This window comes from Parasphingorhabdus sp., from assembly GCF_039968395.1.
Taxonomy (GTDB): Bacteria; Pseudomonadota; Alphaproteobacteria; order Sphingomonadales; family Sphingomonadaceae; genus Parasphingorhabdus.
Window position 1 is genome coordinate 298,738 of sequence record NZ_JBDVPV010000002.1, and the last position, 24,527, is coordinate 323,264.

Here is a 24,527-nt window from a genome sequence, read left to right on the forward strand (position 1 = left end):
TGGCTTAAACGCGATTTAGGATATCAAGCGCGGCGCGTTCGCCTGACTCAAAAGCGGCCTCCATGCCGCGTTCCAGCAGGGCCGTATGCTCGCCCGCAAAATGAATATTGCCATGGGGCTCCCGCATATAAGGTGCGTATTTCATGACATGGCCCGGACGCCAGAAAACCCAATCGCCAGCGCCGTGCACATCACGGTGACAGGACTGAACCACCACCGGTTTCAAAGCGCCCTTGAGCGATGGTCGGATTTTTTCGAGTTCTCGCATCGTATATTCACCGGCTTGCTCATCGGTCATGAAATTATATTTGAAAGCTTCATTGCCGTTGATGAAGGCAATAGCTGAAGTCGGTTCCCCGGTTTCATCATCGCTGAGCAATGCAAACCTCTCAAAGGTTGAATCGGTCCACATGGATCCGGGCAAACCGTCTTCTTCCCAATATTCTTTCTCGAGCAGGAAATGGACCTGGATAGAAATGCCGTAACTGATGTCGGTGATGGCCTGTGCGGTGCGTTCCGGTAGGCGCGGCGAAAATTTCACACTCTGCATGACCGAATAAGGCATGGTGTTGACGATGTGGCGTGCTTTGTAACTGCTATTGTCTCCGCATTGAACGGTCACTAAGTCGCCATCATCATCAAAAGACAGGACTGTTTTGTTGAGCAACACTCCGTTTTTCAGACTTTCTCCCATGGCCTGAACCATGAGCGAGTTTCCGCCCTTCACCTGTTGAACCGCCGGAAGGTCAGGGCGCGCCTTTGCCATATTGCTGTTGAATTCATTCACTGCATAGCGGCGCAGTTCATTCAGCGCAGAAGTGTTGTCGATATGATCGGAATGGATAATGATATTCATCAACCGGACTGTCTCGTCATTAAACCCCAGCGTTTCTTTCAGATACTGGCTGTGCGGGATGTCATATTTGGCATATTCCGGTTTGATCCAGTCATCGAGAGGCTTCCCGGACAGCGGGTTATTTTTGTGGGAAAGCGTCCATAGCATCCGGTCAGGAAGAATTTTGCGATCTTCGCCGCTCATGGGGTTCAGTTCATGATTTTCCCATTCATCCTTCATGATAGTGGTGCCGCGAATGTGATAATAGCGTTCGCTGCTGCCCAGGGGGCTCTTAGGCTCGAACAGTTCCAGACCAAGACGCCTCGCCGTATCCAGCATCCTGGCATAATTGCCACCGATCAGTTCACCAGCAGCTTCTGGTTTGCCCGGAATATCCATTAATGTGTAAACACGACCACCAACCCTGTCGCGACCCTCCAACGTGAGGACATTCATGCCTTGCTCCTCCAGAAGCCTCGCAGCATGAAGGCCAGATAGGCCAGCCCCAACGATAATCGCATCATAGACCGTGTCGTCAGTCTTTCCGTTGTTTGTAGAATCTTGGGTTGAAGAAGTTTCCGAGCAGGAGGCGACCAGTCCCAGGGCACCAACTGCGGCCCCACTTGCCAAAATCTGCCGACGGGAAACAGATTGTTTTTTTTGCTTCCGGGACAGCTGGCCCGGAACTTCTGGAATATCATTCTTCATCTTTTGTCTGCCTGCGTTGTGATGTTCCAATAAACCAGAGGCAAGCGAAACGGCCCAGAGCAAAGTCAGAAATTCCACATTTGATAAATATATGCATATAAAACGCGCTTCATAATATATATCGGCATAGATCGAAACAAAGCGCTTAGCGAATCGAAGCTATGTAAGTACTGAAAATCAAAGCCAATTGGAGGCACTCAGCTGGGGAGAAATAGTAATGTCAGATGGGGTAATAAAATCCGTAGGTCGCATTTTCGAGATTCTGGAGTTTTTTGATCAGGAACGTCGGCCACTAGCAGCAAAGGAAATATCTAAAGAGCTCGGCTACCCGTTAATGAGCGCGCACCAGTTGCTGAAAAGCATGTATCAGCTTGGTTATGTGGACTTTGATGCGCCGAACTGGACCTACATGCCGTCAAAAAGTTTCACATCCATTTTGGACTGGGTACCCGATATTATCGAGCGGGAAACCAGCATATTGGATTTTGCCAATGCGCTGAATCGGGAAACACAGGAAACAGTCAATATCAGCAAGAGAATTGGTACACAGGTGCGCATCATCCATGGCCTTGAATCGGTTCACCTGGTTGGGGTCAGCGTAAAAGTCGGAGTGACTATGCCAGCGGGAAACTCGCTCACTGGCCTTGTAGCCCTGGCTTCGCTGAATGACGAAGAGTTTTCCAAATATCTGAATTACATCAACTCTATCGATTCGGATCAGCGAGAGAAATTTGACAAGAGGCAGCTCGACGATGTGCGGGAAGATCTGGCGCGATATGGGTCGGCGGCCAAAGGAGATGTTTTGGTTGATGGCGTCGGTGCGGTTTGCCTTCCGGTCAAAACACTCGCCAATCAAGAAACCTTGGTCATCGGTGTGGTTGGTCCAAGCAAACGCATCGCACAATGCGCGGATCAGCACCGTCAAACGATCGCTAGATTGGCAAAAGAGCATGGCATAAAGACGTCATTCAAGTTAAAATAATCGCTAGAGGTATACGTATATTTATATTAACGCCATTTCTATCTACGTCCATTGACTAAAATCACTCCACATTTTTATCTGCGGTCATTCAGCGAGGGAAGCAGGCCGTCTGAACGCATGATTCAGAGTGCTGCAAAAGCATAATAATGGGAGTAAAAAAATGAATATGTCAGCTAAGACATTCTTTCTAGCTACGGCGGCCAGCGGGCTGATGATGGTGAACCCTTCGGCCGCATTCGCGCAAGATAACGACGGTGCTGATGAAGGTGGTAACGTCATTGTCGTTACGGCACGCAAACAGGAAGAATCACTGCTCGAAGCACCGCTCGCTATTACGGCATTTGGAGAGGAGCAGATTGAAAACCTCGGGTTGAACAGCATAGAAGACGTCCAGTTGTTTACTCCTGGGTTTGTTTTTGAAGCTTTTGCAACGGTTCCGGGTCGTTTCGATCAATCACCGCGCTTTCGTGGCATCGATATCGATACGGGCGATCCATTTCGCCAAACTGCATCTGTATTTGTTGACGGCGTGTATGTGATCAATGGAGCTAGTGGTATCGCTCTCAATGATATCGAGCGAGTTGAGGTGATCAAGGGCCCGCAATCTGCTGTTTTTGGGCGAAACACATTTGGCGGCGCGATAAACTATATAACCAAGACTCCTGGTGATGAACTTGCTGTCGACTTTTCTGCTTCAGTATCGACCCGGGACGATTATGAATTCTCCGTTGGAATGGAAGGTCCCATCGTTCCTGGTGTGCTGTCCGGGCGGGTGAGCGGCTCATTTAGAGACAAGGCAGGCCACTTTGCGAACACGTTTGACGCGAATAACATCGTTTTTGTTAATCCGTTCTCTTTTGCTTCTGCGTCAGGGGTTACTAGTAACACTTTTCAAAGCGCCGGTACGGGCACGACGGGTGCTAAGCTAGGGGACCAGCAAACGTGGAACGTTTCTGCATCGCTGTTCTTTACTCCAAGTGATCGTTTTTCGGCAAAGCTGCGCGCCGCGTATTTTGAGAATGACGATGGCCCTCCAGCGGTGGGCGAAATCCGTTTTACTCAGTCAAATTGTGGTCCGTTTGGCGGTAGTCAAACTCGCCGATTCTTTTGTGGCGAGCTCAATTCTGACAACTTCTTGCCTATTGGCAGTGAGATTGGCTTGATTCCAGGTCTCGATGCTACTCTTGACAATCTGAACGTGCTCAATGGACGGCGCAACACGTTTGGCTTTGATCGGCAAAATCTGTCATTAAGCGGTCAGTTTGACTTCGACATTACAGACAACATCACGTTGTCGGGTCTTTTTGGCTATAGCGCAGAAGATACAACGCTCCTCTCCGACGGTGATGCTGTGCCCGTGCGAACGCGCTTCTTTGCATCGGCCAATGACCGGCAGTTTCGGATGAACAGTCAGGAACTCCGTCTTTCAGGCTCAGTTTTCAATGATTTCATCGACTGGAGCATCGGTGCCAGCCGGTTCTGGCAAGAAAGTCGCAATGCCGGTGGTTTCCTTCAGTTCAACAACGGTGCTCTTGTGCCGATTACAATGCCTGACACCATCGCTCGTGAGCGGGTCGAAACATTGGGTGTGTTCGGTAGTCTGGCGTTCAATCTGTCCGACGATATCACCGCTACGTTTGAGGGACGGTATCAACAAGATGACATTTTTGACAATCCTAATGAAGCGCTTGCCACCAACAACCAAGCCAAGTTTAAAAACTTCCTGCCACGCGTAATTTTGGATTTCCAGGCTACGCCCGATACACTGATCTATGCTAGCTATGCTAAAGGCAATAACCCGGGTGGTTTCAACCCCGATGTGATCGAACTGAGTGCGACAGATTTTGCGTTTCTGCTTACACTGGATCCATTAGCTCAACCTACCTTCGATGAGGAAGAGCTTGATAGCTATGAGATCGGTGTGAAGCATGGCTTTGCTAATGGCCGAGGTTCGGTAGCAGTAACAGCCTTCCTCATGGAACGAGCTGGGCAGCAATTCCGAACATCAGTTACTGATCCTCAATTCGGCGGTACGGTAACGTACTTCCTCAACAGAGGCGAATCCGAGATTAGAGGTTTTGAGTTTGAAGGTACGGTTAAGCCAGCCGATTTCCTGACCTTTAGCGCTTCGCTTGGATATGTAGATGCTGAGTTTCAGGTCGTCGCAGACACAGTATTCGAAAACTATTTCGGAACACAAGATGCGTCAGGCCAGAAAGCTGCACGCTATCCAAAATGGAGTGGATCATTCTCGGTTAGCTATGAAGACGAATTGCCATCAGGCTTGGGTATTTTTGCTCGTGCCGACACATCTTACATTGGCAAGCGCTTTGCTGACATCTCTAACCTGAGCTTTAGCGGCGATGGTTTCATTACGAATCTGCGTGCTGGAGTAAAGCCTGGCAACTTCCGGGTTGAAGCATTTGTCAAGAATCTGACCAATTCTAACGTCCCCACGGGTGTCGGGCGAACATCTGATTTCGCGTCGCTCTTCTTTGGTCAGTATTCCTATCGGCTTGGTCTGCGCGACCGACGGCAGTTTGGCTTGCGCTTTAGCGGAGAATTCTAAAGTTTACCGTCGTCTGTCACCTGTTCATCCCCTCTCCCGGGATTGAACGGGGAAGAACAAATTTCTCAGTTCCGGTCAGGCGACGGTAAAATAGTGGCGAAAGCGCAGATGGTTCTTCCGTCATTTATATTCGCTTCACAATGTCATGGCTGTCAGAGTTGGATGTTCAAGCTTTTAAGGGAAAGCAAATGCGTGGTTATCGACGAAAATTTGTGGACGGTCGATATGGGCAGATGCACCTTCGTATTGCTGAACCCGACCAGCCGAAACATATTCCCTTGATCTGTTTGCACATGTTTCCGCAATCCGGCAGAAACTTCGAAAAATTAGTCGAAGAGGTTGGTACCGACCGGGTTGTCGTCGCTCCTGACTTTCCGGGATACGGTGAATCTGATCCGCCGAAAATCCCGATAACAGCAACAGAATACGCTGATGCCATATGGGATGTGGTTGAGAACCTTTCCTTGGTTCAAGGTGGTGGCCAGATTGATGTGTTCGGCATTCACGCAGGCTCAAAACTTGCCACCGAACTTACTTATCTCCACCCTACCCGAGTTAGAAAACTCATACTAACGTCGGCAGCAATATTGCTCCCTGAAGAGATTGAACGGATGAGAAGCTCACTTTCCCATGTTGAATTGGATCAGGAAGGTTCTCGTTTTCGTCGCTTTTGGGATATGCTGGTTAGAAACCAGGCGCAAGATGCGCCGTTAGAGTTGGCTGCTAAAAATTTCGCGGAGATGGTTCGTAGCGGCGAGACCTATAGCTGGGGTCATCGCGCGGTGTTTGAATATAACAAGGACTTTCCATCGCGATTGGCTGAGCTTCGGCATCCCATTGCACTGCTCAATCCGGAAGATGATCTTTACGAAATGACGCCACGGACATTGCAACATATCCAGAATGGCGAAATGATTGACTTGCCCGGTTGGAACCACGGTTTTCTTGAAACCCGCGCTAAAGAATTGGCCCAAATCATTAGAAATTTTTTGGACGATGAGAATGAAAGCCTTGTCGCCGCAGAATGAACTCTTTGGGTCAGTATCTCAATCGGGTTGTTCGAAAAACTTGAACATACAGGAGACTTAAATGCCAGCATATATGGTGATAGCCTGCAAAATTCATGATCGGGAAAAATTCATATCCGGATACGGCGCAGCAGTTCCCGAGGTCGTCAAAAAATATGGCGGCGAATATCTTATCGTCGCGCCGGGCGGCGAACTGCTCGAAGGCAATTTGGAAGGCTATAGTTCAATAGCCATTTCGAAATGGGAGAGCAAAGAAGCCGCCCGCAAGTTCTGGGATTCACCGGAATATGCCGAAGTCAAAAAACTGCGAGAGGGCTTGGCAGATGCCGAGGTAATAATCGTCGAAGGCCCCTAAGGGTTGAGCGAAATAGAATTCGGGCGAAAGGAATAACAATGACCGCAGATATTTTTGTACCAGAATCGAGTCCTGAAGATGCGATTGTCGGCCCGCTGCATACGGTCACCTATGTCACATGCGACAAAGACAGGGTCGAAGAGATTTTCCGCAAAGGATATGGTCTGGATAGTTCGGGCTGGACCGAGCCAAGCAGCGCAGCGGTGGGTGCATATCTTGGATTTGATGAGGACACCACATGGCAAAGCTGTGTGTTTTTCAAATCGGGTGAAGGGGCCAATGTCCAAATCCGCGTTATAGCGTTGGAAGAGGAAACACCTCTGGTAAGACCGGCTTATGATGGTCTCTACGCCGGCGGCGCGACCATGAGTTTTCCGATCAACGATCTATACGCCCATGAAAAGCATATGGCTTCCATTGGCGTGGAATCGACCATTGGCGTCAAGGAAATGGAATTTACCAGCCCGACTGGTGAGACCTATGTGTCCGCAGAAATTGTCTACAAGGCACCGGACTATGTGTTTGTGATGGGCGTGGTTCGACCTGATATCTTTATTCCGGTTGGGCCGGTTGATCCGGCAACCGGATTGGGCGGGTCGGCCTACTCGGCGCGCTGTATTACTGCCGGTGATGAAACTGTCGCATTCTTCCAGGATGTTTTGGGTTTTGAAATTCGCCGCGATGTAGAGTTTACTGTTGGCGAAAAATCTGCGTTGCTGATGCCGGAGGGCACAACCGAACGTTTCATCCAAGCTTTCGCACCGGGCAGCGCCACGGGCTATCTGGTACTGATGGATCATCAGGAAGCGACCAAGTCAAGCCCGGCACCGAGTTACGGTCCGCCCAATCGCGGCATTGCGATGTGGTCCTTTGCTACCAGCGATATCGACAATGTTCAAAAACGAGCAACGGACGCTGGTATCGAAGTCGTTTGCAGAGCGGAAGAATATCACAGTCCGCACTTGTCCAATGGCAGGTCCCTTATTCTGAGAGATCCCGATGGTTTTCTGATCGAGATTTTTGAAGGGTAATTTAGTGGCTGAAGATATGAGCGCGAACGAACCAGCTAAGGTCGTTTTTCCTACGGCGAAGGCTGGCTGGTTTCTGGTGATCATGCTCACCATCGCTTATATTTTCAGTTTCATCGATCGCTATATTCTCGGCCTGCTGATCGAACCGATCAAGGCCGATCTGGGATTGACTGACGAACAGATTGGCTGGGTCATCGGCCCCGCTTTTGCCATTTTCTATGCGACCATGGGGCTTCCCCTGGGATGGCTTGTGGATCGAAGCAGACGAACTTGGATTGTGGCAGCGGGTATCTTTGTCTGGTCGATTGCTACGGCGGTTTCGGGCTTGGCCAAGAGTTTCTGGCATCTGTTTCTTGCACGCATGATGGTTGGGGTAGGAGAAGCAACGCTCAGTCCGTCCGCCATGTCAATGATCGCGGACAGCTTCCCTCCCGAAAAACGCGGCAAGCCTATTTCCGTCTATGTCGCAGCTTTGTCGCTAGGCAGCGGTATTGCCTCGCTAATCGGTGGTGCAGTTCTGATTTGGGCAAAGACTACAGAATCCGTAGCCGTGCCACTTTTCGGAGCGTTGGCACCGTGGCAACTCACCTTCTTTGCGGTTGGCCTGCCGGGGCTTTTGCTCGGTCTGGTTTTCATGTTCATCAAGGAACCGGCACGGCAAGCAGTTGAACTGGACAGCGATCTCGACGGCAATAGCATTGGCGATGCGCTGACATATGTCAGCCGGCGCATCGGCACCTATGGCACGTTCGTTTCGATGGCGGCTGTGATGGCGATCATCGCGTATAGCCAGGGGTTTCTTCCTGCGACATTTGAACGGACATGGGGATGGCCTCCAGAAAAATATGCGCTGATTAACGGCGTGGCGTTGCTGTTTTTTGGTCCAGCAACTGTGTTTATCACCGGTGTGATTTCCGATCGCTGGACGCAGGCCGGTATTAGGGATGCTTCGCTGCGATTGCTAATCATCGGTTATGTGATCATGATCCCCACGGCGATCTTGCCGATGTTCATGCCAACGCCGGAAATTGCCTATGCGATTCTGTGTCTGAACACGATTGGTGTTGCGATGATTTCAGGCATGGCGATCACAGCGTTGCTCGCAATCACGCCGGGGCAGATCCGCGGTCAGGTTGTCGCCCTCTATTATATGGCGATCAGCATGGCAGGCCTGTTCCTTGGTCCATCCACAGTGGGGATGTTATCAACACGGGTCTTTGGCGAAGAGAATATCCGGCTCGCTATGGCTGCGTTGCCGGTGCTGTATGGCCTCGTTCCGCTATTGCTGATCCCGCTGGCGATCAAATATTATCGGCGTCAACTCGACCATATCGACGCACAGCAGGATCAATAGCGGGGCTCGCAGGATGATAGCAGTGATAGGAACCGGTCGATTTGGCAGCGCCATAGGAAAGCGCCTCCACTCCCTCGGGCATGATATTATTTTTGGCAGCCGTGATCCTGATGGAGAGGCACTTAGAGATTTATTGGATGAGACTGGCAGCTACGCCTCGACGATCGGCAACGCGGCCGAGATCGCTGATACCATGGTCATCGCAACACCCTATGCCGCGCAAGAGGCAGTGGTTTCTGAGATCGGTGATGCTACCGGCAAAACAATCATTGATGTAACCAATGCTCTGGGAATGTCTGGCGATGGTTTAATGGAATTGGCATCCGAAACCTCTGCGGGCGAAGAAATTCAAAAAGCCTGTCCCAATGCAAAAGTGGTGAAGGCATTCAATACGATCGGCTTCCACCATATTGCCAACGCCGATGCAGCGGATGGACCGATCAGCGCTATACTTGCCGGAGATGACCAACAGGCAAAAGCGACGGTTGGCGCATTGGCACAGGCAATGGGCTTTGAGACGGTTGATGTTGGCCCAATATGGCAATCGCGCTATCTGGAGGGCATGGCTGCTCTCTATCTTGTGCCCTATTTGCAAGGCAGACCTGCAGAAGCGTTCGAATATCACTTGAGAACCGGCGCCGCTCCGAAGAAAAGCCAGGGCGTTCGTGCGGCCGGATGATATTGTTTTTCACGGGCAGAATATTGGAAGTTCTATCATGAAGAAGTTGCTACTCTTTCTGACACTGTCATTTGGGTTGATTTCCGCAGCCTCAGCACAGAGTTTTGAAAACTATTGGCCGGAAAAAGAGCCTGAAATCACCAGTGCTGTCATTTTCCGTACCAGTATGACGGTGCGGAGCATTGAAGATAGCCTGAAATTCTATCGCGATATACTGGGCCTAAACCCATATTATGTGCGAACGAAACTGAAGGATGACCGCTTGCCTGCATTCTCTGGATTGACGGAAGACCAATATATGAACCTCACGGTAGTTAAGACCGACACAGATAGTGGGGCAACCCTGATTACCGGTTATCTGGGTCTTTCGGAAATTCGTAATGCTGACGATAGTCTTGCGATCTTTCCAGACGTGCCGAAGAACATGAATCCTTATGGCTCGATGGCATTGATGTTCCTGGTTGAAGACACCTCCGAAATCCACCGCAAGGTGGTCGCAGCAGGATATGAGGTCATTTCCGCCCCCAAACCAAAGGAAGGCGGCGGCCACACCCAGCTTCTTATGCGCGGGCCGGATGGTGAACGGATATGGATTACCGAAAGCCGGTTTCGGCGTCCATTTCTCAGGGAGGCGACTGAATGATGCTCAACCTTTTCCGGTCTTTCACTGTTTTTTTTGTTTTCGCGCTGGCGGCATGCGCCAACTTGCCTGACAATCCCGCCAATGAATCGAGCGGCCAGATTGTCATAACCAATGTTACTGCGATTGATGCGGTTAATGGTGTTCGCGCAAATGTTGATATTTTGATCGATGGCGAACAGATATCTGCGGTCGACCAAGATCTCTCAGCTTCCACCCACAGCGGGGCAAAACGCATTGATGGCACCGGCAAATATCTGATCCCGGGTCTTTGGGATGCACATGTCCATCTGGCTTATCACCCAGATATCGGCCATGAAGTTTTCTTCCCGCTCTCGCTGGCGCACGGCATTACATATTTGCGTGATACCGGTGGACATCTGGATAAATTGGCAGAGGCACGCGCAATTTCGGCTAGCGATGCAATTGCGCCTGATCTGTATGTTTCGGGACCATTGGTTGATGGCAAGAACCGGGTTTATGCTGGGCAATCGGCAGGAACCCCGGATCTGTCTGTAGGAGTGGCGAATGAAGCGCAGGCCATTGCGCAAGTCGACAAGCTTGCTGCGCAAGGTGTTGATTTTATTAAAGCCTATGAGATGCTCTCTCCAACTGCTCTTAAAGCTGTGGCCACACGTGCAAAATACCACAACTTGCCCGTCACCGGGCATTCACCTTTGTCGATGACCGTACGTCAGTCGATCATGGCAGGCATGAAGGACATGCAGCACTTGCGAAATCTGGAAATGGATTGTGCCGTTGATCCTCAATCGCTTTTGGCCGAACGGCAGGAAAAAATTGCTGAGAATAAAGAGAAATATGGCGGCAAGTTGCGATCATCTTTGCACCGCTTACAGCGTGCAAAAGCCGTCGCGGCCAAAAACGAAGCAGTCTGCAACGAGTTAATCGCGGTTATGAAAAAATCAGGCGTGTCGCAAACACCGACATTGGTCATTAGCCGTTTTCTCTCAAGGAAATTATATGCGGAAAAACGTTGGCAGGATACATATGCTTGGATGCCCAAATCAATTGCCAAGGGATGGCTGGAACGCTCTGTAGGCTTTGCAGACCGGGAGCCCACGGCTTCTGATATCGCTTATGATAAGTGGCTTTTGGCGATGGTATCTTCACTGGATAAGGCGGGAATATCCATCCTCGCCGGAACAGATTCACCGATCGCTTTTACGACACCAGGCATCAGCTTACACGAAGAGCTGGCCATGCTTGTCGAAGCTGGCCTCACACCGATGGAGGCCATTGGTACGGCTACTATCGAGCCCGCAAAATTCCTCAACCTTCAAGATAAGCAAGGTTCGATTTCGCCGTCACGAAAAGCTGATCTGGTGCTTTTGAATGCAGATCCACTCAGCGATATCCGGAATTTGATCGCGATTGATGCAGTGTTCAAAGATGGCCGTTACTTGGACCGAAACCGCTTGAAGCAAATGCGTGACGCTCCGTCAAAGCTGGACTAATTTTAGACCTCTAACGCATGCGTTTTGTAGGTGATCGTTGTTTCATGAAGCGGGCTGTATTGCTTAACCTATCGGGTCAGGGATCCGCATTAACAAAAATTTGATTGATCTTTTGCGACAAAGTCCAACATTTCCCTTGGCACATCTTTATAGGATTCCATCTTCATACCTGTCGGCCGCCATTGTGCGAAACCGGGCGCGCCATCCATTAATAACCATGGCTCCCATGGACTAAATGAGGGCCAGAATAGGGCATATTCAGCTTGTCTAACTTTGGTGTCGAGCAGCAGTTTCAAATCAGTCGCTTAGCTGGTTTCTCCGGCAATGACTTGCTCTGCGCTTCTCCAATCGACATTTCGGAAAGGCAGGCCTGATTTCTGGCGAAAGTCCAACTCAGCTTATCACTTTTGCTTTTACGATCATCGCCTTTCGCGTTCCACCGTTGCCGGGCAAGTCCCTGAAAGCCACATAGTGGAAGCGGAGATCAGCCAGGTAAACCACCCCACAATACTCCCTTGAACCAAATATAGACATCTGAGGTATCAAGTGTTCCGAGTAGCTTGATATAGGCAAGATATCGCTGTTCCGAGCGCAGGCTATCCCTTTTCCGGATTAGTTTGATTGGCGGCGTTACTACAACCACTCATAGCCAATGCACTGACGCCAAGGCCGATATACAATATTTGATAGATTCGTAGGATCTAAAGAAATAGCTGGAACACATATGTTCCGATACCTTGGTGCGGTCGAGAAGACTCGAACTTCCACGGGGTATTAACCCCACAGCGACCTCAACGCTGCGCGTCTACCAATTCCGCCACGACCGCACTTGTCATATTTGAGCGGGGGCGAAGAACCCCCGGGTAGGCGCGAGCCATTAGCAAAGGGGCGGTGCTCCCGCAACCAATATTCTTGCATTGTTCAATCCCGCCGCGCGGGCATTATATTCCCGATTTCTGTCCCGAAGCAGTACAGTTTTCGCGATTGCATCCGTTTTAAGAAGTTCAAGTCCGTTCACGGGCTCGTTTACCTTTCATTTACCTTGATGGATGCCCGGAATGCCCGCTTTATTAGCCACTATGGACGCTTTGATCATACCCCTCGCTCTTTTGGCAGGGCCGGTGGCATCCGACTTGCCGGCCAAACCAAAGGCGCGTTCCACTGCCGTGGTGAGCGCGCAGATCATCCGGGGCGAAACCATCCGATTCGAAAATCACGAAAATCTGCCCGTGCTGTTGCAAGCCAATAGCGGCAGCCCGAAGCTTCTGCTGCCGAGCGCGCGGGATCGTTCGCGAAGTGTTGGCAAGGATCGTCCGGACCGCTTGTTGGTGGAATTTTACTAGACCGCTGCGCCGACCCGCAATTCATTTACTGCTGCGGTGAAGACTCCGCCCAGCCGATTTCAAGATTAGTGGCGGCGCGCGGAACATCGAGTTTCGCTTCATTGAAATTGACCTTTCCACCGGGCGCCAGCGTTTTGACCGGAGGCTTCATCTGCCAGCTATAAACAATCCGGCCACTGGCATCGCGCAGCATGACGAGCATTGGAGGAATTTGTTGTTCGGCGTCTGACGGGTTTATCACTGTGCCGCTGGCCGCGAAATATTCTGTGCCGTCCGGCAATGTCCGTCGATCCTGATTGGCGGATAGCTCGATCAACAGCGGCGTCTGGTCAACGGATGCGAAACGGTATTCGGTGAACCAGTTGGGCGCGCCAAACATGTAAAGCGCGCCACCGGCAACTGTTACAACAAGGGCGAAAGCAATAGCTGCGATGGTCCAGAGTTTGGCCGGATTGCGTCGCGGTTTGAACGGCGGTTCATGGGCAAAGCTGCTTTCCTGAGATGCAAAGGGCGGTATTTCAGCACCAACGGCAGCAACCGAAGCCGCGGAAGCTGTATTTTCAGGTTCTGCACTCCGGGTTGTGGGCGATGTCTGTACTGGGGATACCTGGGACGCGGTCTTTGGCGCGGGCTGAATCGGCGGGGCAAGCGGCGGTGGATCGACAATTCCGCCTTCCTGAAACCAGCTGTGACGGCATGACGCGCAGCGCACCGATCGTCCGGTCGGACCGATCGCACTGTCCGGGACGAGATAACGGGTCTTGCAGGCCGGGCAATTCAATATCATGACGTCTCTCTAAACACGCCGCGACAGCAAACTGCAAGTCCGCGGTGCATGCTTTTGAGACAAGATCCTTTTTTTATGCGTTTCGGGCATCAGAATCTGGCTTGATTGTGATCTGCCAGTTGATTTCGCATGGGCGAACAGCCTATTGGACAAAAACCGCCAGTCGTGGCTGTATTTGAACAGGTTGGTTAAAAACCGGGATGAATGAAATCGTTCAATTTGAGAATGTTGGGCTGCGCTACGGGGCAGGCGTTGAGACGCTGTCTGACCTCAGTTTCACACTTTATCCCGGCAGTTTCTATTTTCTGACCGGCGCATCCGGAGCGGGAAAGACGTCGCTACTCAAACTGCTATATCTGTCACAGCGACCCAGCCGTGGCGTCATTCGCCTGTTCGGTGAAGACGCGGTGACCATGCCGCGTGCGCGATTACCCGGATTTCGGCGTCGCATTGGTGTGGTGTTTCAGGATTTCCGGCTTGTCCGCCATCTGTCTGCATTTGATAATATTGCCTTGCCTCTGCGTGTGGCGGGTGTGCGGGAGAAAGATCTCGAAACGCCTGTTGCCGAAATGCTCGACTGGGTTGGACTGGGGGATCGTGCTTCTGCAAGACCGGCGACACTTTCCGGTGGTGAACAGCAACGGGTCGCAATTGCCAGGGCGGTCATTGGCCGTCCCGAAATTCTGGTAGCAGACGAACCAACCGGTAATGTCGATCCCGAGATGGCCGTGCGCCTGCTGCAGCTGTTTGAAGCATTGAATACGCTGGGAACAACCATTGTTGTCGCGACGCATGATATTCATCTACTGAGCAAAGTTCCCGGCGCTCAGATGATGAAGCTCGAAAAAGGCAGCCTGTCTGATCCTACCGGATCGCTGCGTCACCCGCCGAAACCCCAGAACGCGAACGCCTGACGCGACCGATGCTTCGTTTCTTTCTCATACCCAGTCACGATCGCAGGCTTATCCCGGAAGGACGATTGTCCGGCCCGATGCCCTGGGTGATCGCAATCATGATTTTTCTGACGGTTCTGGCTGCTGCTGCCGGTCTCGCATTTTCAGAAGCAGCGCGCAGTGTTTCGAACGATCTGTCAAGCCGGGTGACGGTTCAGATCGTGGAAGCCAGTTCAGAACTCAAAGCAAGTCAGAGCAGTGCAGTGGCTGCGCGACTGCGCGGACTGGATATTGTCGATACTGTGCGGGTGCTTCCGGAACAGGAAATAGAGGATCTGATCGAGCCATGGCTGGGATCCCAGGATATCTCGGAGGATATCCCGTTGCCGGCGCTAATTGACGTCACGTTGTCGAAGACCGCCGGAGAAGATGAGTTGTCCGAGCTGCGTGCGGCGGCGCAAATGATGGCGAGCAGCGCGCGCGTGGAACCCAGTACAGGCTTGATCGAGCCGGTTATTGATCTGGTGCGCTCGTTGCAATGGATCGCGTTCGGGCTGGTTGTGCTGCTGGCGATTGCCACGGCTGCGGCGGTCATTATTTCTGCCCGGGCTGCTTTGAACACACATAACGAGACGATTGGCATCATCCATTTGCTTGGTGGGACAGACCGCCAGATAAGCAAGCTTTTTCAGCGCAGGATCGCGTTGGATGCCTTGCTGGGTGGCCTGATCGGTCTGGCTGGTGGTGCCGCAATCATTTGGCTTTTGAGCATCCAGTTATCGGCATTGGGATCCGGCCTTGTGCAATCGCTAGGCCTGTCGTGGTACAGCATGTTGATTCTTGCAGCAGTTCCGATATTGGGAATGTTGCTTGCGATGATGACGGCCCGAATGACGGTCATGGGCGCCCTGAAAAAGATATTGTAGTCAGTCTTATGATCCTGCGCCTCCTTTGTTTTCTGATGCTGATTTGGATGATCGGATTTGCATGGTTTGCGGTCGATCTGCCTCGGCCAGCCAAAACCGATCTTCAGACTGATTCTGTGGTGGTATTGACCGGAGGTCCGGGTCGTATCGAACATGCCTTGCAAATCGTGGAAAAGAAAAAAGCCGAACGCTTGCTGGTTTCCGGCGTGGATCGCGAGGTCAAACCCAATGAACTGGCGGCGCAATATGAACGGCCGACGAGCTTTTTCGAATGTTGCATCGATCTGGGCTTCCAGGCCGTAGATACCCGGTCCAATGCACTGGAAACGGCGCGATGGGCCGCGCGCCGGGAAGATAAATCAATACGCCTCGTCACATCGGACTGGCATATGCGGCGCGCACGTCTGGAACTGGAACGCGCACTGCCATCAGACATTGTGATTGTCCCGGATGCGGTTGCCACGGCCCCGTCACTGGGAACCTTGTTCAAGGAATATAATAAATTTCTGATGCGCTATCTCGCAGCCATGGTAGGCATTTGAAGATGCTCGCAAAAATCCGGTCGCTCATTTTCATTCCCGTGTTTTACGGGGGATCAACACCAATCATTATCGCGTCGTTCATTGTCGCGCTTTTTTCGGAGCCGGGCACACATTACATGGCGCAAGTCTGGAGCAGATACCATTATCTGTGCACGCGATTGATCCTCGGCATAAAAGTCGAAATGAAGGGCAAAATCCGCAACGAACCGCTGCTCTATGTTTTCAAGCATGAAAGCATGTTTGAAACCATCGATCTGTTGCGGATTTTCGACAAACCGGTGGTTATCGCAAAGAAGGAATTGCTGGTCATTCCGCTCTGGGGCTGGATCGCCAAGAAACACGGCCTTCTGGGTATTGACCGGGATGGCGGCGGAGCGGCGATGCGGCAGATTATCAAACAGGCCAAGCGCGCGATTGCGGAGGGCCGACCGATCGTGATTTTCGCCGAGGGCAGCCGCGCGCATCACGGCGAGCGCCCGGAATTGCAGACCGGATTTGCCGGCATATACAAACTTCTGGGCTTGCCACTGATCCCAGTGGCCCTGGACAGTGGCATCATTGCGCCCCGAGATACTTTTGTGCAGAAAAGCGGCATCATTACTTATGCCATTCAAGACGAGATTGAACCTGGGCTACCGCGCGATGAAATTCGTGACCGTGTCCATGCGGCGATCAACGCACTGAACGATTGACTGGCGCTGGCGGCAATATCGGATTTGGACGCAAATGCCCATGCAGTGTTCTGGCCGTTCAGTCTTCTCCGTTCATTCAATCTGCCGGATTATGGATGCGCAAGAAGGCCTCGAGTCGAACGTACCAATCAGCCTCATTGGCACGGTCAGAAAAGCCATGCCCTTCGTCTTCGTAAATTATCTGATCAATCGGAATATCAGCTTTCTTCGCTGCCTTCACAAGCTTTTTATATTGGCTGAAGGGCACCCTACTGTCATCTTTCCCGTGAGCAAGCATTAGAGGCCGCTTTAGTCTCGAGATCTGATAGGCTGGTGAAACGCTATCCAGATCAAATTCTTCATCGCCCTGTACTGTCTGCTTCCATTCTTTTGCGTAACGGCTTCGGAGAAATTTTCTGTCATATTTCAACTGTTTCGCCAAATCGGTCACGCCGGCGAAGCTCGCTGCACATCGGTACCTTTCCGGATTTCTTATAGCTCCCCACATTGCGGCATAACCACCATAAGAAGAACCGATCAGGCACACTCTTTTGGCATCGGCAATATCTTGGTCAATCAACCAATCCATCCCATCATCAAGATCATTCTGCATGGCTCGACCGATCTCGCCTTCGCCCTTGGTATAAAACTCCTCTCCGTAACCTCCCGAACCGCGAAAGTTAGGCCTGAAGACCGCGTAACCCCTATTGGCAAGAAACTGCACTTCTGCATTATAGTCCCATGTATCGCGGACATCATATGGTCCGCCGTGCGGCAAAATGATTAATGGCAGCTTCTTGTGGATCCTGCCCTTGGGTAGCGTCAGATATGCCTTGATCATCAAACCATCTCTGGCCTGATATTCCACATATTTTGTCTCAGCCATTTCTGCGGGATCAATGGGGTCATTTATTCCGCCGAGCCGATCCAGCTTTCTTGCATCTGGTTGGAACAGATAATAGCTGCCTGGATCAGTCGACGATGTAGTATAAATGATCATCTTTTTGCGGTCTTTACTCCGTGATTGAATCCAGATTTCTTGACCTTTCAGGGCTTTTTCGAGATTGGATTGAATCTGTTTATAATTTTCATCAAACCAAACAATCCGGTCGCGAGCATCCGTATAGCGAGCTGACAACAACGCTGTGCCGTCCTCACTGAGGCGATAACTGGAGATGTCGTTTTCCGGGTGATCCAGGATCATTTTGCCGAGTGCGCGTGTGCGATAATCGAACTCATATAACGCAAAGCGACCAGTTTCCTTGTTGGACAGGACATAACCAGTATCGCTACCTGCAACGATACCGGCGATATCCAGCAAGCTATCTTCGCGTTCTTCGTCACTGTCCTTGTCACGCAATTTACTGATCAGCTCAAATTTCTGATCCGCGTTGCTGCGATAGTAAATGTCCAATCCTTTGCTGCGAAAGGCAATGCCCATTCTTACAATACCTGAATTATCAGCCAACCAGCGCCAGATCCTATTTTGAGGATAAACTACTGTAGAGACTTTGTTGTCAGCCAGGCTAACACGATAGACGGTTGGATATTCCGTTGATTTAGCTTGGATTGACTGCAGCAGATAAGTTCCATCTGGATCAACATACAGGACATTGTCACCATCCGAGACTGCCTGCCATCGCCCGACGGGATTAAAACTTCCAGTAGCAATATCATAAGAAAACATCGATGTTTTATGATATTCTCTGGAGCCTCTTGTCGCAATTCCTCTGACGCTTACAATGATCTTGTTGTTCCCAGCCCAACGATACCAGTTTAGGGTGTTTTTTTCCGGCACTCTAATGCGTTCGATTTTACCGCTATCGATCGTTCTGATGGTGAGGAGTTTATTCGAACCGATTTGTTCTCTGTGAACCATCCTCAGCCCATCCGGGGATAGTTTTGGACGCACCATCTGTCCGGCTGCTGCAAAGGTTTGGGGAGGGATGAGCTGCGGCGGATCAATTGATTTGCCTTCATTCAATTTTGTGTTGTTCTGCGAGAAAACGGGAGAAGAAGAAAAGCCAATAAGGTTGAATGCAAACAACAGACAAAGAAAAACGCGCATAAAACCCCCCAATGGTTCTTTTATCAGGTCGAAGCTAAACCACTCCGTTAAACAAAAGCAAGTTAATGGTCAGCATTCGGGACAGAACCGAGAACGCATCCAAGACAGGATTGGATTTTTTATATTATCCCGAAGTCTGATGAACAGGGGAAATCTTGTGCTGTTCCACACCCTTCCTGGCTGCGTAATCGACCAAAAAGTTCCTTGAAACAGGTGGTTCATATTCAATGTGCCCGAACAGAATTTTCATGCGCGTTCCAAAATCCTTGTTGTGCCAAAGTTCATATCCGATCTGCATGAGCCCTGAAAAAATAACGTTGAACGACGACAGATAAATTGTCGGTTGGTGGGTTAAACCTATGGATGGATCTTTGTCCTCGCCTGGAAGCTCGCAAAACGTCCCGAAGGCATGATCCCAGATCGCCGAATTGCCACCCAGGTTCACCATTTGATGCTCTGGCTTCGAAGAATGATGCAGGATATGATACGGCCCGCAAACGAACAATCTGCAGAAAAACCGGAAAACCCTGCTATTCTTGATCGGCAGGTAAAAGGATTGCGTGTGGTTAAACTGCTCGAGAGAAAAGTAGAAAATTGCGAAGCACAGAAAATATATCAATGTGGAATTTTCGGTTATGAGTTTCGAGACGGTGACGAGGATCAACCCCTGTACAATCACGTAAAGCCAGTTGAGGGGGAAAGAAAAATCCGCTGGAAGGGTCGAACCGGACGTCAATATCGTGGTAATATGATGATTGCGATGGGCCAGTAGCCAATAGAGGCGCGACACATGGCCGAGATAGTGAATCCCGTACATTAACAAAGACCAGACCAGGTATATGAGAATGAAGGCTATAAAGCCCGGCAGGTTGATGAGGTTCGGGATCGCGTGATGAAAAGCCTTTATGCTGGCATCCCCAGATGAAATAAAAGCGGTCACACTATCTGCATCAAATCCAAACCCGGCATAGGCGATCCAGCCAATTACCAACGTCATAAAGATAAACATCAACGCGCCCAAAACATAGCAGGCCAGCACCCATAAGAGATAGTCCGATGATATGCGTGTCCCGGGGTTGCGGTTTACGCGATAGAAATCGAACAGGGTCACCGCCAGACGGATCATCACGCTCGCGCCAAAGATCGTCAAAGCAAGAGTTGCAAAATCTCCCCATTCTTGCGTGTTGCCAAGGTCATCAAAAGTTTCGACACTGCCCCGAACCGTCCATGCCGACATATCGGCTGATGTAAACATATAGGTCCCAAGCGCGATCGCCAGATATGCAAGTGGAACGACCCATATTCGGTGGGCTTCTGATATTGTGAACCGGGAGAAAAATTTGAAAGGGTTCATTGATCCTGTGTCTATTCGTGATGACGTCCAAAATCGGGCGCGGCATCGTCCTGGCCTTCTTCGATAATCCGCCGCCGGATTGCACGGGTTTTCGTGAAAAGGTCGAACAGTTCATCGCCCTTGTCCCAGCGTATCGCGCGTTGCAATGCGGTCAGGTCTTCCGAGAAGCGCTGCAGCATTTCCAGCACAGCATCCTTGTTCGACATAAATACGTCACGCCACATTGTCGGGTCAGAGGCAGCAATACGCGTGAAATCACGGAAGCCGCCGGCGGAATATTTAATCACTTCGCTGCGTGTCACATCTTCCAGATCTGAGGCTGTCCCGACGATTGTATAGGCAATCAGGTGCGGAAGATGACTTGTCACCGCGAGAACAAGGTCATGATGCCTGGCATCCATAATCTCGATATTTGCACCCATTTTTTCCCAAAAGGCTTTCACGCGCTCCAGATCAGCTTGATCGGCATTGTCAGGGGGCGTCAATATGCACCAGCGGCCATCGAACAATGTGGCAAAGCCGGCATCGGGGCCGCTATGCTCGGTCCCGGCGACGGGATGAGCGGGAATGATGCGTGCGCCGGGCAGGGCATCCGTAAGCGCGTTGAGGACGCTTTCCTTTGACGATCCAACATCGCTGATCACGGCGCTTTCGGGCAAGTCTTCTGCCAATTCTTTGGCAGTTGCCGCGATGGCGCCCACCGGGACGCAGAGCATGACCAGATCGGCATCTGTAACGGCGGCTCCGGGACTATCCGTCACATCATCACAAAAGCCCAATTCCAGCACGCGCGCGCGGACCGCTGGATCCTGATCATAGCCGGTGATCCGGGCGGCCGACATATTGGCGCGTATGGCATGCGCAATGGAAGAGCCAATCAGCCCCAGGCCGATGATCGTGATATTTGCAAAAGGCAGCATCAGCTGGCTTCTTCCAGAATGTCACGCAGCGCAGACGCAACGCCGCGGGTCTCATCTTCGGTGCCGATGGTAATTCTCAGTCCATTGACCAATCCCTGTCCAGGCAGCCAGCGCACGGCATAGCCCTTGGCCATCAGTGCGCTGTTGGCTTGTTCTGCAGAAACCTTGCCTTCAAACAGCACCAGCAGGAAATTGGTATGACTGGGTATGACCCGCAGCCCGTGATTGCCCAACGCGCCAATTTCATCGGTCAGCCATTGCCGCCACTTGCGATTATGATCGCGGCTGGATGTCACAAAGTCATCGGAATCAAGTGCAGAAAGCGCCGCCTCCTGTCCTGCAGTGGTGACATTGAACGGAAGCCGGATGCGGTTCATCGCTCCAATGACATCCGCTGCTCCATAGCCCCAGCCAATGCGTTCAGCTGCCAGGCCGTGAATTTTGGAAAAGGTTCGTGTCACCAGCACATTGGGCAGGGTTTCAGCGAGTTCCAGTGCGCGATCATCTTCATCTGTTTCGAGATATTCCGCATAAGCGCCATCGAGAACCAGCAGGACATGTCCCGGAAGCGCATCTTGCAGACGCCGAATTTCGGCACCGTCGGTCAGTGTCCCGGTCGGGTTATTGGGATTGGCGATAAACACGACTTTGGTATTGTCCGTGACCTTGGCAAGGATCGCATCAACATCGGTGCCATAGTCTAGATCATCGGCAATGACAGGTGTACCGCCATAGCGCCGTGCTGCAATATCATAGACGGCAAAACCATAGCGGACGTAAATGATTTCATCACCCGGGCCGCTGAAGGCATTGGCGGCGAGATGCAGGACATCATCCGACCCCGTGCCGCAGATGATCCGTGCGGGATCAAGATCATGCTTCGCCGCAATCGCTTCGCGCAAGGCATTGGAACCGGGATCGGGATAGCGCGGCACCGAAGCGGAGGCATCTGACAAAGCCCGTGCAGCGGCCGGGCTGCAGCCCAGCGGATTTTCATTGGCCGACAGTTTCACCAGCTTCTGTCCGCCGTCTCCGCTGGATTTACCGGGAACATAGGCGGCGATACCCATGATCCAGTCTTTTGGCTGTGGTTTGCTGTTTTCCATATCATCCGCCTGATGCTTGCTATCGACTATTGCAGCCGGACTAGCCTGCACAGCGGGTCAGTCAACAGCAATATCGTTTGACCGGCACGGATTCCCCCCTTAGCTCCTGAATTCATGAGTGAAGATGCGCGTTTTGGTCTGGATAAAACCGTTCGCTTGCTGGGGCCGTTGCGGCTGGACAGCGGAGCCGAACTTGCGCCTGTCGATATTGCCTATGAAACTTATGGAACGTTGAACGATGATGGCTCCAATGCGATCCTGATCTGTCACGCGCTGACGATGGACCAATATGTCGCATCGACCCATCCGATTACCGGCAAAGGCGGCTGGTGGACCGGCATGGTCGGGCCGGGCAAGCCGGTTGATCTGGATCGCTATTTTGTCATTTGCGCAAATGTGATTGGCAGTTGCCTCGGCAGTTCCGGACCGGCGACGGTTAACCCGGCGACCGAAAAGCCATGGGCGATGGAATTCCCGGTGCTGACGATTGCCGACATGGTGCGCGCGCAGGCGCTGTTGCTGGATCATCTGGGCGTGGAAAAACTGCATTCGGTGATTGGCGGATCGATGGGCGGGATGCTGGCCGTATCCTGGGCGGCGATCTATCCCGATCGAGTCAAAACGGCGATCATCATTGCGTCCGCAGCACGCCACTCTGCCCAGAATATCGCCTTTCACGAAGTGGGGCGGCAAGCCATCATGGCGGATCCGCGCTGGCGCGGCGGCGATTATTATGCAGATGATGATCCGCCGAGCAGCGGCCTCGCGGTAGCCCGCATGGCGGCGCACATCACCTATTTGTCAGAGGAAGGCCTGACCGAAAAGTTCGGACGGCGATTGCAGGACCGTGACGCCAAGACGTTCGGCTTTGATGCAGATTTTCAGGTGGAAAGCTATTTACGGCATCAGGGGATCAGCTTTGTCGACCGTTTTGACGCCAACAGCTATCTCTATATCACGCGGGCGATGGACTATTTTGACCTGGCTGAGACCCATGGAGGTACTCTGGCCAATGCCTTCAAGGGCTCGAAAACGCGCTTTTGCCTGATCAGCTTTGACAGCGACTGGCTCTATCCGACCAGCGAGTCCCGAACGATTGTGCATGCCCTGAACGCGGCGGGCGCAGCAGCCAGTTTTGTCGAATTGTCGAGCGCTTTTGGCCATGACAGTTTCCTGCTTGAAAATGCCGAAATGAACGGGATTGTGGACGGGTTTCTAAAAGCGGGGGAAGGGGTATGAGCATTCTTCCAGACGGATATCGGTTGTCCGAGCGGCAGCAGGACATGCAGCCAGTCGCTATCCATGCCTATCTGACCAGCAGCTATTGGGCCAAGGGCATCCCGCTTGATATTGTCGAGAAATCCATCAAGGGCTCCCTGTGTGTCGGTGTGTTTCATGAAGATGATCAGATCAGTTTTGCGCGACTGGTGACCGATATGGCGACATTCGCCTATCTTGCCGATGTCTATGTGCTGGCCGGGCATGGCAAACAGGGTGTTGCCAAAGCGATGGTGCAATATCTGCAGGATCATCAGGAGCTCACGCAAATCCGAAACTGGCTGCTGATGACCGCGGATGCGCAGAGTCTCTATTCTTCATTGGGCTGGCAGCAGGTCGCTGACCCGCGCAAGACGATGCAGCGCAGTTTTCCGGATATCTATCAATGACCAGTCTTCGACCCGATCTTCAGATTATTGCTGACAATATTGCGCCGGGCAGCCGTGTGCTGGATGTCGGTTGCGGCGACGGCGCACTGATGGCGGCACTGCGGGACAACAAGCAGGTTGATGCCCGGGGGCTGGAGATCGATCCTGCCAATGTCGCCAGCGCGGTCTCCAAAGGTCTGTCCGTGATTCAGGGTGATGCGGATGCCGATCTCAGCGCCTATCCGGACGGCAGTTTCGATTATGCGATCCTCAGCCAGACGCTACAGACCACGATGCGGCCGGATGCGATACTGGACGAGCTGCTGCGCATCGGCCGGCAGGCCTTTGTCAGCTTCCCCAATTTTGCGCATTGGCGCGTGCGCATGTCGCTATTGTTCGGCGGCCGGATGCCGGTGACACGCCTGCTTCCGGAACGCTGGTATGACACGCCCAATATCCATCATGTCACCATCGACGATTTTCGTGCACTGGTCCGCGAAGGGAAGTTGCAACAAGAGGGGCAATGGTTTCTGAGTGGTGACAAACAGACCGGACGCGGCATGGCGAATTTGCTGGCCGAACATGCGGTGTTTCTATTGCGGGGGTGAATGTGTG

23 protein-coding genes and 1 tRNA gene are annotated in these 24,527 nt (G+C 51.8%); 17 read left to right on the forward strand and 7 right to left on the reverse strand.

The window, feature by feature from the left end:
• Positions 1–4 precede the first annotated feature (4 nt).
• On the reverse strand, positions 5–1,543 hold the full coding sequence (locus ABJI30_RS05595; protein WP_348016197.1) for an FAD-dependent oxidoreductase: 1,539 nt from the start codon (positions 1,541–1,543) through the stop codon (positions 5–7).
• A 217-nt stretch (positions 1,544–1,760) separates the two neighbouring features.
• Here ABJI30_RS05595 and ABJI30_RS05600 point away from each other — a divergent pair, with 217 nt between their 5' ends.
• From ABJI30_RS05600 to ABJI30_RS05640, 9 genes are all read left to right on the forward strand, one after another.
• Positions 1,761–2,525 (forward strand): helix-turn-helix domain-containing protein, encoded by a 765-nt coding sequence (locus tag ABJI30_RS05600; protein ID WP_348016198.1) that lies wholly within the window; start codon positions 1,761–1,763, stop codon positions 2,523–2,525.
• A 160-nt stretch (positions 2,526–2,685) separates the two neighbouring features.
• Entirely contained in the window at positions 2,686–5,094 is a 2,409-nt protein-coding gene (locus tag ABJI30_RS05605) for a TonB-dependent receptor (RefSeq protein ID WP_348016199.1), read from the forward strand.
• Between the two features lie 188 nt (positions 5,095–5,282).
• Positions 5,283–6,122, forward strand: a complete 840-nt coding sequence (locus tag ABJI30_RS05610; protein ID WP_348016200.1) for an alpha/beta hydrolase — start codon at positions 5,283–5,285, stop codon at positions 6,120–6,122.
• A 61-nt stretch (positions 6,123–6,183) separates the two neighbouring features.
• Positions 6,184–6,477 carry a DUF1330 domain-containing protein gene (locus ABJI30_RS05615; RefSeq protein ID WP_348016201.1) on the forward strand — a complete coding sequence of 98 codons (294 nt, stop codon included), beginning with the start codon at positions 6,184–6,186 and terminating at the stop codon, positions 6,475–6,477.
• A 38-nt stretch (positions 6,478–6,515) separates the two neighbouring features.
• Positions 6,516–7,508 (forward strand): VOC family protein, encoded by a 993-nt coding sequence (locus ABJI30_RS05620; protein WP_348016202.1) that lies wholly within the window; start codon positions 6,516–6,518, stop codon positions 7,506–7,508.
• A 4-nt stretch (positions 7,509–7,512) separates the two neighbouring features.
• Positions 7,513–8,862 (forward strand): MFS transporter, encoded by a 1,350-nt coding sequence (locus ABJI30_RS05625; RefSeq protein ID WP_348016203.1) that lies wholly within the window; start codon positions 7,513–7,515, stop codon positions 8,860–8,862.
• Positions 8,863–8,875: 13 nt separating this feature from the next.
• Positions 8,876–9,541 carry an NAD(P)-binding domain-containing protein gene (locus tag ABJI30_RS05630; RefSeq protein ID WP_348016204.1) on the forward strand — a complete coding sequence of 222 codons (666 nt, stop codon included), beginning with the start codon at positions 8,876–8,878 and terminating at the stop codon, positions 9,539–9,541.
• Positions 9,542–9,578: 37 nt separating this feature from the next.
• Positions 9,579–10,184, forward strand: coding sequence for a VOC family protein (locus tag ABJI30_RS05635; RefSeq protein WP_348016205.1), 606 nt, complete (start codon positions 9,579–9,581; stop codon positions 10,182–10,184).
• Positions 10,181–11,656: an amidohydrolase family protein gene (locus ABJI30_RS05640; protein ID WP_348016206.1), complete on the forward strand. Its 1,476-nt coding sequence runs from the start codon at positions 10,181–10,183 to the stop codon at positions 11,654–11,656. The genes ABJI30_RS05635 and ABJI30_RS05640 overlap by 4 nt, the downstream gene beginning before the upstream one ends.
• Positions 11,657–12,394: 738 nt before the next feature.
• Here ABJI30_RS05640 and ABJI30_RS05645 read toward each other — a convergent pair.
• Positions 12,395–12,483 (reverse strand) — tRNA-Leu (locus ABJI30_RS05645).
• 231 nt (positions 12,484–12,714) lie between these two features.
• Here ABJI30_RS05645 and ABJI30_RS05650 point away from each other — a divergent pair.
• Positions 12,715–12,999 (forward strand): hypothetical protein, encoded by a 285-nt coding sequence (locus tag ABJI30_RS05650; RefSeq protein WP_348016207.1) that lies wholly within the window; start codon positions 12,715–12,717, stop codon positions 12,997–12,999.
• Between the two features lie 25 nt (positions 13,000–13,024).
• Here the strand turns inward: ABJI30_RS05650 and ABJI30_RS05655 are convergent, their stop codons facing one another.
• Positions 13,025–13,786 (reverse strand): zinc-ribbon domain-containing protein, encoded by a 762-nt coding sequence (locus ABJI30_RS05655; protein WP_348016208.1) that lies wholly within the window; start codon positions 13,784–13,786, stop codon positions 13,025–13,027.
• Between the two features lie 200 nt (positions 13,787–13,986).
• On the opposite strand from ABJI30_RS05655, the gene ftsE reads away from it, so the two are divergent.
• The 4 genes from ftsE (at position 13,987) to ABJI30_RS05675 (ending at position 16,839) form a co-directional block, all read left to right on the forward strand.
• Positions 13,987–14,700, forward strand: a complete 714-nt coding sequence (ftsE, locus tag ABJI30_RS05660; RefSeq protein WP_348016209.1) for a cell division ATP-binding protein FtsE — start codon at positions 13,987–13,989, stop codon at positions 14,698–14,700.
• 65 nt (positions 14,701–14,765) lie between these two features.
• Positions 14,766–15,605 (forward strand): FtsX-like permease family protein, encoded by an 840-nt coding sequence (locus ABJI30_RS05665; protein ID WP_348025404.1) that lies wholly within the window; start codon positions 14,766–14,768, stop codon positions 15,603–15,605.
• Positions 15,606–15,613: 8 nt separating this feature from the next.
• Positions 15,614–16,147: a YdcF family protein gene (locus ABJI30_RS05670; RefSeq protein ID WP_348016211.1), complete on the forward strand. Its 534-nt coding sequence runs from the start codon at positions 15,614–15,616 to the stop codon at positions 16,145–16,147.
• A gap of 2 nt (positions 16,148–16,149) precedes the next feature.
• A complete protein-coding gene (locus ABJI30_RS05675) occupies positions 16,150–16,839 on the forward strand; it encodes a lysophospholipid acyltransferase family protein (RefSeq protein ID WP_348016212.1) in 690 nt (229 codons plus the stop codon).
• A gap of 76 nt (positions 16,840–16,915) precedes the next feature.
• On the opposite strand, the gene ABJI30_RS05680 is transcribed toward ABJI30_RS05675, so the two are convergent.
• The 4 genes from ABJI30_RS05680 to hisC all read right to left on the reverse strand — a co-directional run bounded on the left by ABJI30_RS05680 (position 16,916) and on the right by hisC (position 22,266).
• A complete protein-coding gene (locus ABJI30_RS05680) occupies positions 16,916–18,886 on the reverse strand; it encodes an alpha/beta fold hydrolase (protein ID WP_348016213.1) in 1,971 nt (656 codons plus the stop codon).
• A 124-nt stretch (positions 18,887–19,010) separates the two neighbouring features.
• Positions 19,011–20,141 carry a sterol desaturase family protein gene (locus tag ABJI30_RS05685; RefSeq protein ID WP_348016214.1) on the reverse strand — a complete coding sequence of 377 codons (1,131 nt, stop codon included), beginning with the start codon at positions 20,139–20,141 and terminating at the stop codon, positions 19,011–19,013.
• Positions 20,142–20,251: 110 nt separating this feature from the next.
• Positions 20,252–21,160, reverse strand: coding sequence for a prephenate/arogenate dehydrogenase family protein (locus ABJI30_RS05690; protein ID WP_348016215.1), 909 nt, complete (start codon positions 21,158–21,160; stop codon positions 20,252–20,254).
• Positions 21,160–22,266, reverse strand: a complete 1,107-nt coding sequence (gene hisC / locus ABJI30_RS05695) for a histidinol-phosphate transaminase (RefSeq protein ID WP_348016216.1) — start codon at positions 22,264–22,266, stop codon at positions 21,160–21,162. The genes ABJI30_RS05690 and hisC overlap by 1 nt, the downstream gene beginning before the upstream one ends.
• 114 nt (positions 22,267–22,380) lie before the next feature.
• On the opposite strand from hisC, the gene ABJI30_RS05700 reads away from it, so the two are divergent.
• The 3 genes from ABJI30_RS05700 to metW are packed head-to-tail and all read left to right on the forward strand — an operon-like array spanning position 22,381 to position 24,520.
• Positions 22,381–23,505, forward strand: coding sequence for a homoserine O-acetyltransferase (locus tag ABJI30_RS05700; RefSeq protein ID WP_348016217.1), 1,125 nt, complete (start codon positions 22,381–22,383; stop codon positions 23,503–23,505).
• Entirely contained in the window at positions 23,502–23,933 is a 432-nt protein-coding gene (locus ABJI30_RS05705) for a GNAT family N-acetyltransferase (protein ID WP_348016218.1), read from the forward strand. Before ABJI30_RS05700 ends, ABJI30_RS05705 begins: the two co-directional genes overlap by 4 nt.
• Positions 23,930–24,520 carry a methionine biosynthesis protein MetW gene (gene metW, locus ABJI30_RS05710; RefSeq protein WP_348016219.1) on the forward strand — a complete coding sequence of 197 codons (591 nt, stop codon included), beginning with the start codon at positions 23,930–23,932 and terminating at the stop codon, positions 24,518–24,520. Before ABJI30_RS05705 ends, metW begins: the two co-directional genes overlap by 4 nt.
• Positions 24,521–24,527: the final 7 nt, after the last annotated feature.

Excerpts from the sequence above, each read along its gene's own strand:
- ABJI30_RS05685 (WP_348016214.1), bottom strand. The coding sequence starts at position 20,141 with ATGTTTACATCAGCCGATATGTCGGCATGGACGGTTCGGGGCAGTGTC.
- metW (WP_348016219.1), top strand. The coding sequence starts at position 23,930 with ATGACCAGTCTTCGACCCGATCTTCAGATTATTGCTGACAATATTGCG.
- ABJI30_RS05650 (WP_348016207.1), top strand. The coding sequence starts at position 12,715 with ATGCCCGCTTTATTAGCCACTATGGACGCTTTGATCATACCCCTCGCT.
- ABJI30_RS05635 (WP_348016205.1), top strand. The coding sequence starts at position 9,579 with ATGAAGAAGTTGCTACTCTTTCTGACACTGTCATTTGGGTTGATTTCC.
- ABJI30_RS05630 (WP_348016204.1), top strand. The coding sequence starts at position 8,876 with ATGATAGCAGTGATAGGAACCGGTCGATTTGGCAGCGCCATAGGAAAG.
- ABJI30_RS05680 (WP_348016213.1), bottom strand. The coding sequence starts at position 18,886 with ATGCGCGTTTTTCTTTGTCTGTTGTTTGCATTCAACCTTATTGGCTTT.
- ftsE (WP_348016209.1), top strand. The coding sequence starts at position 13,987 with ATGAATGAAATCGTTCAATTTGAGAATGTTGGGCTGCGCTACGGGGCA.
- ABJI30_RS05640 (WP_348016206.1), top strand. The coding sequence starts at position 10,181 with ATGATGCTCAACCTTTTCCGGTCTTTCACTGTTTTTTTTGTTTTCGCG.
- ABJI30_RS05620 (WP_348016202.1), top strand. The coding sequence starts at position 6,516 with ATGACCGCAGATATTTTTGTACCAGAATCGAGTCCTGAAGATGCGATT.
- ABJI30_RS05705 (WP_348016218.1), top strand. The coding sequence starts at position 23,502 with ATGAGCATTCTTCCAGACGGATATCGGTTGTCCGAGCGGCAGCAGGAC.
- ABJI30_RS05615 (WP_348016201.1), top strand. The coding sequence starts at position 6,184 with ATGCCAGCATATATGGTGATAGCCTGCAAAATTCATGATCGGGAAAAA.
- ABJI30_RS05605 (WP_348016199.1), top strand. The coding sequence starts at position 2,686 with ATGAATATGTCAGCTAAGACATTCTTTCTAGCTACGGCGGCCAGCGGG.
- ABJI30_RS05675 (WP_348016212.1), top strand. The coding sequence starts at position 16,150 with ATGCTCGCAAAAATCCGGTCGCTCATTTTCATTCCCGTGTTTTACGGG.
- ABJI30_RS05655 (WP_348016208.1), bottom strand. The coding sequence starts at position 13,786 with ATGATATTGAATTGCCCGGCCTGCAAGACCCGTTATCTCGTCCCGGAC.
- ABJI30_RS05610 (WP_348016200.1), top strand. The coding sequence starts at position 5,283 with ATGCGTGGTTATCGACGAAAATTTGTGGACGGTCGATATGGGCAGATG.
- ABJI30_RS05595 (WP_348016197.1), bottom strand. The coding sequence starts at position 1,543 with ATGAAGAATGATATTCCAGAAGTTCCGGGCCAGCTGTCCCGGAAGCAA.
- ABJI30_RS05670 (WP_348016211.1), top strand. The coding sequence starts at position 15,614 with ATGATCCTGCGCCTCCTTTGTTTTCTGATGCTGATTTGGATGATCGGA.
- ABJI30_RS05690 (WP_348016215.1), bottom strand. The coding sequence starts at position 21,160 with ATGCTGCCTTTTGCAAATATCACGATCATCGGCCTGGGGCTGATTGGC.
- ABJI30_RS05700 (WP_348016217.1), top strand. The coding sequence starts at position 22,381 with ATGAGTGAAGATGCGCGTTTTGGTCTGGATAAAACCGTTCGCTTGCTG.
- ABJI30_RS05600 (WP_348016198.1), top strand. The coding sequence starts at position 1,761 with ATGTCAGATGGGGTAATAAAATCCGTAGGTCGCATTTTCGAGATTCTG.
- hisC (WP_348016216.1), bottom strand. The coding sequence starts at position 22,266 with ATGGAAAACAGCAAACCACAGCCAAAAGACTGGATCATGGGTATCGCC.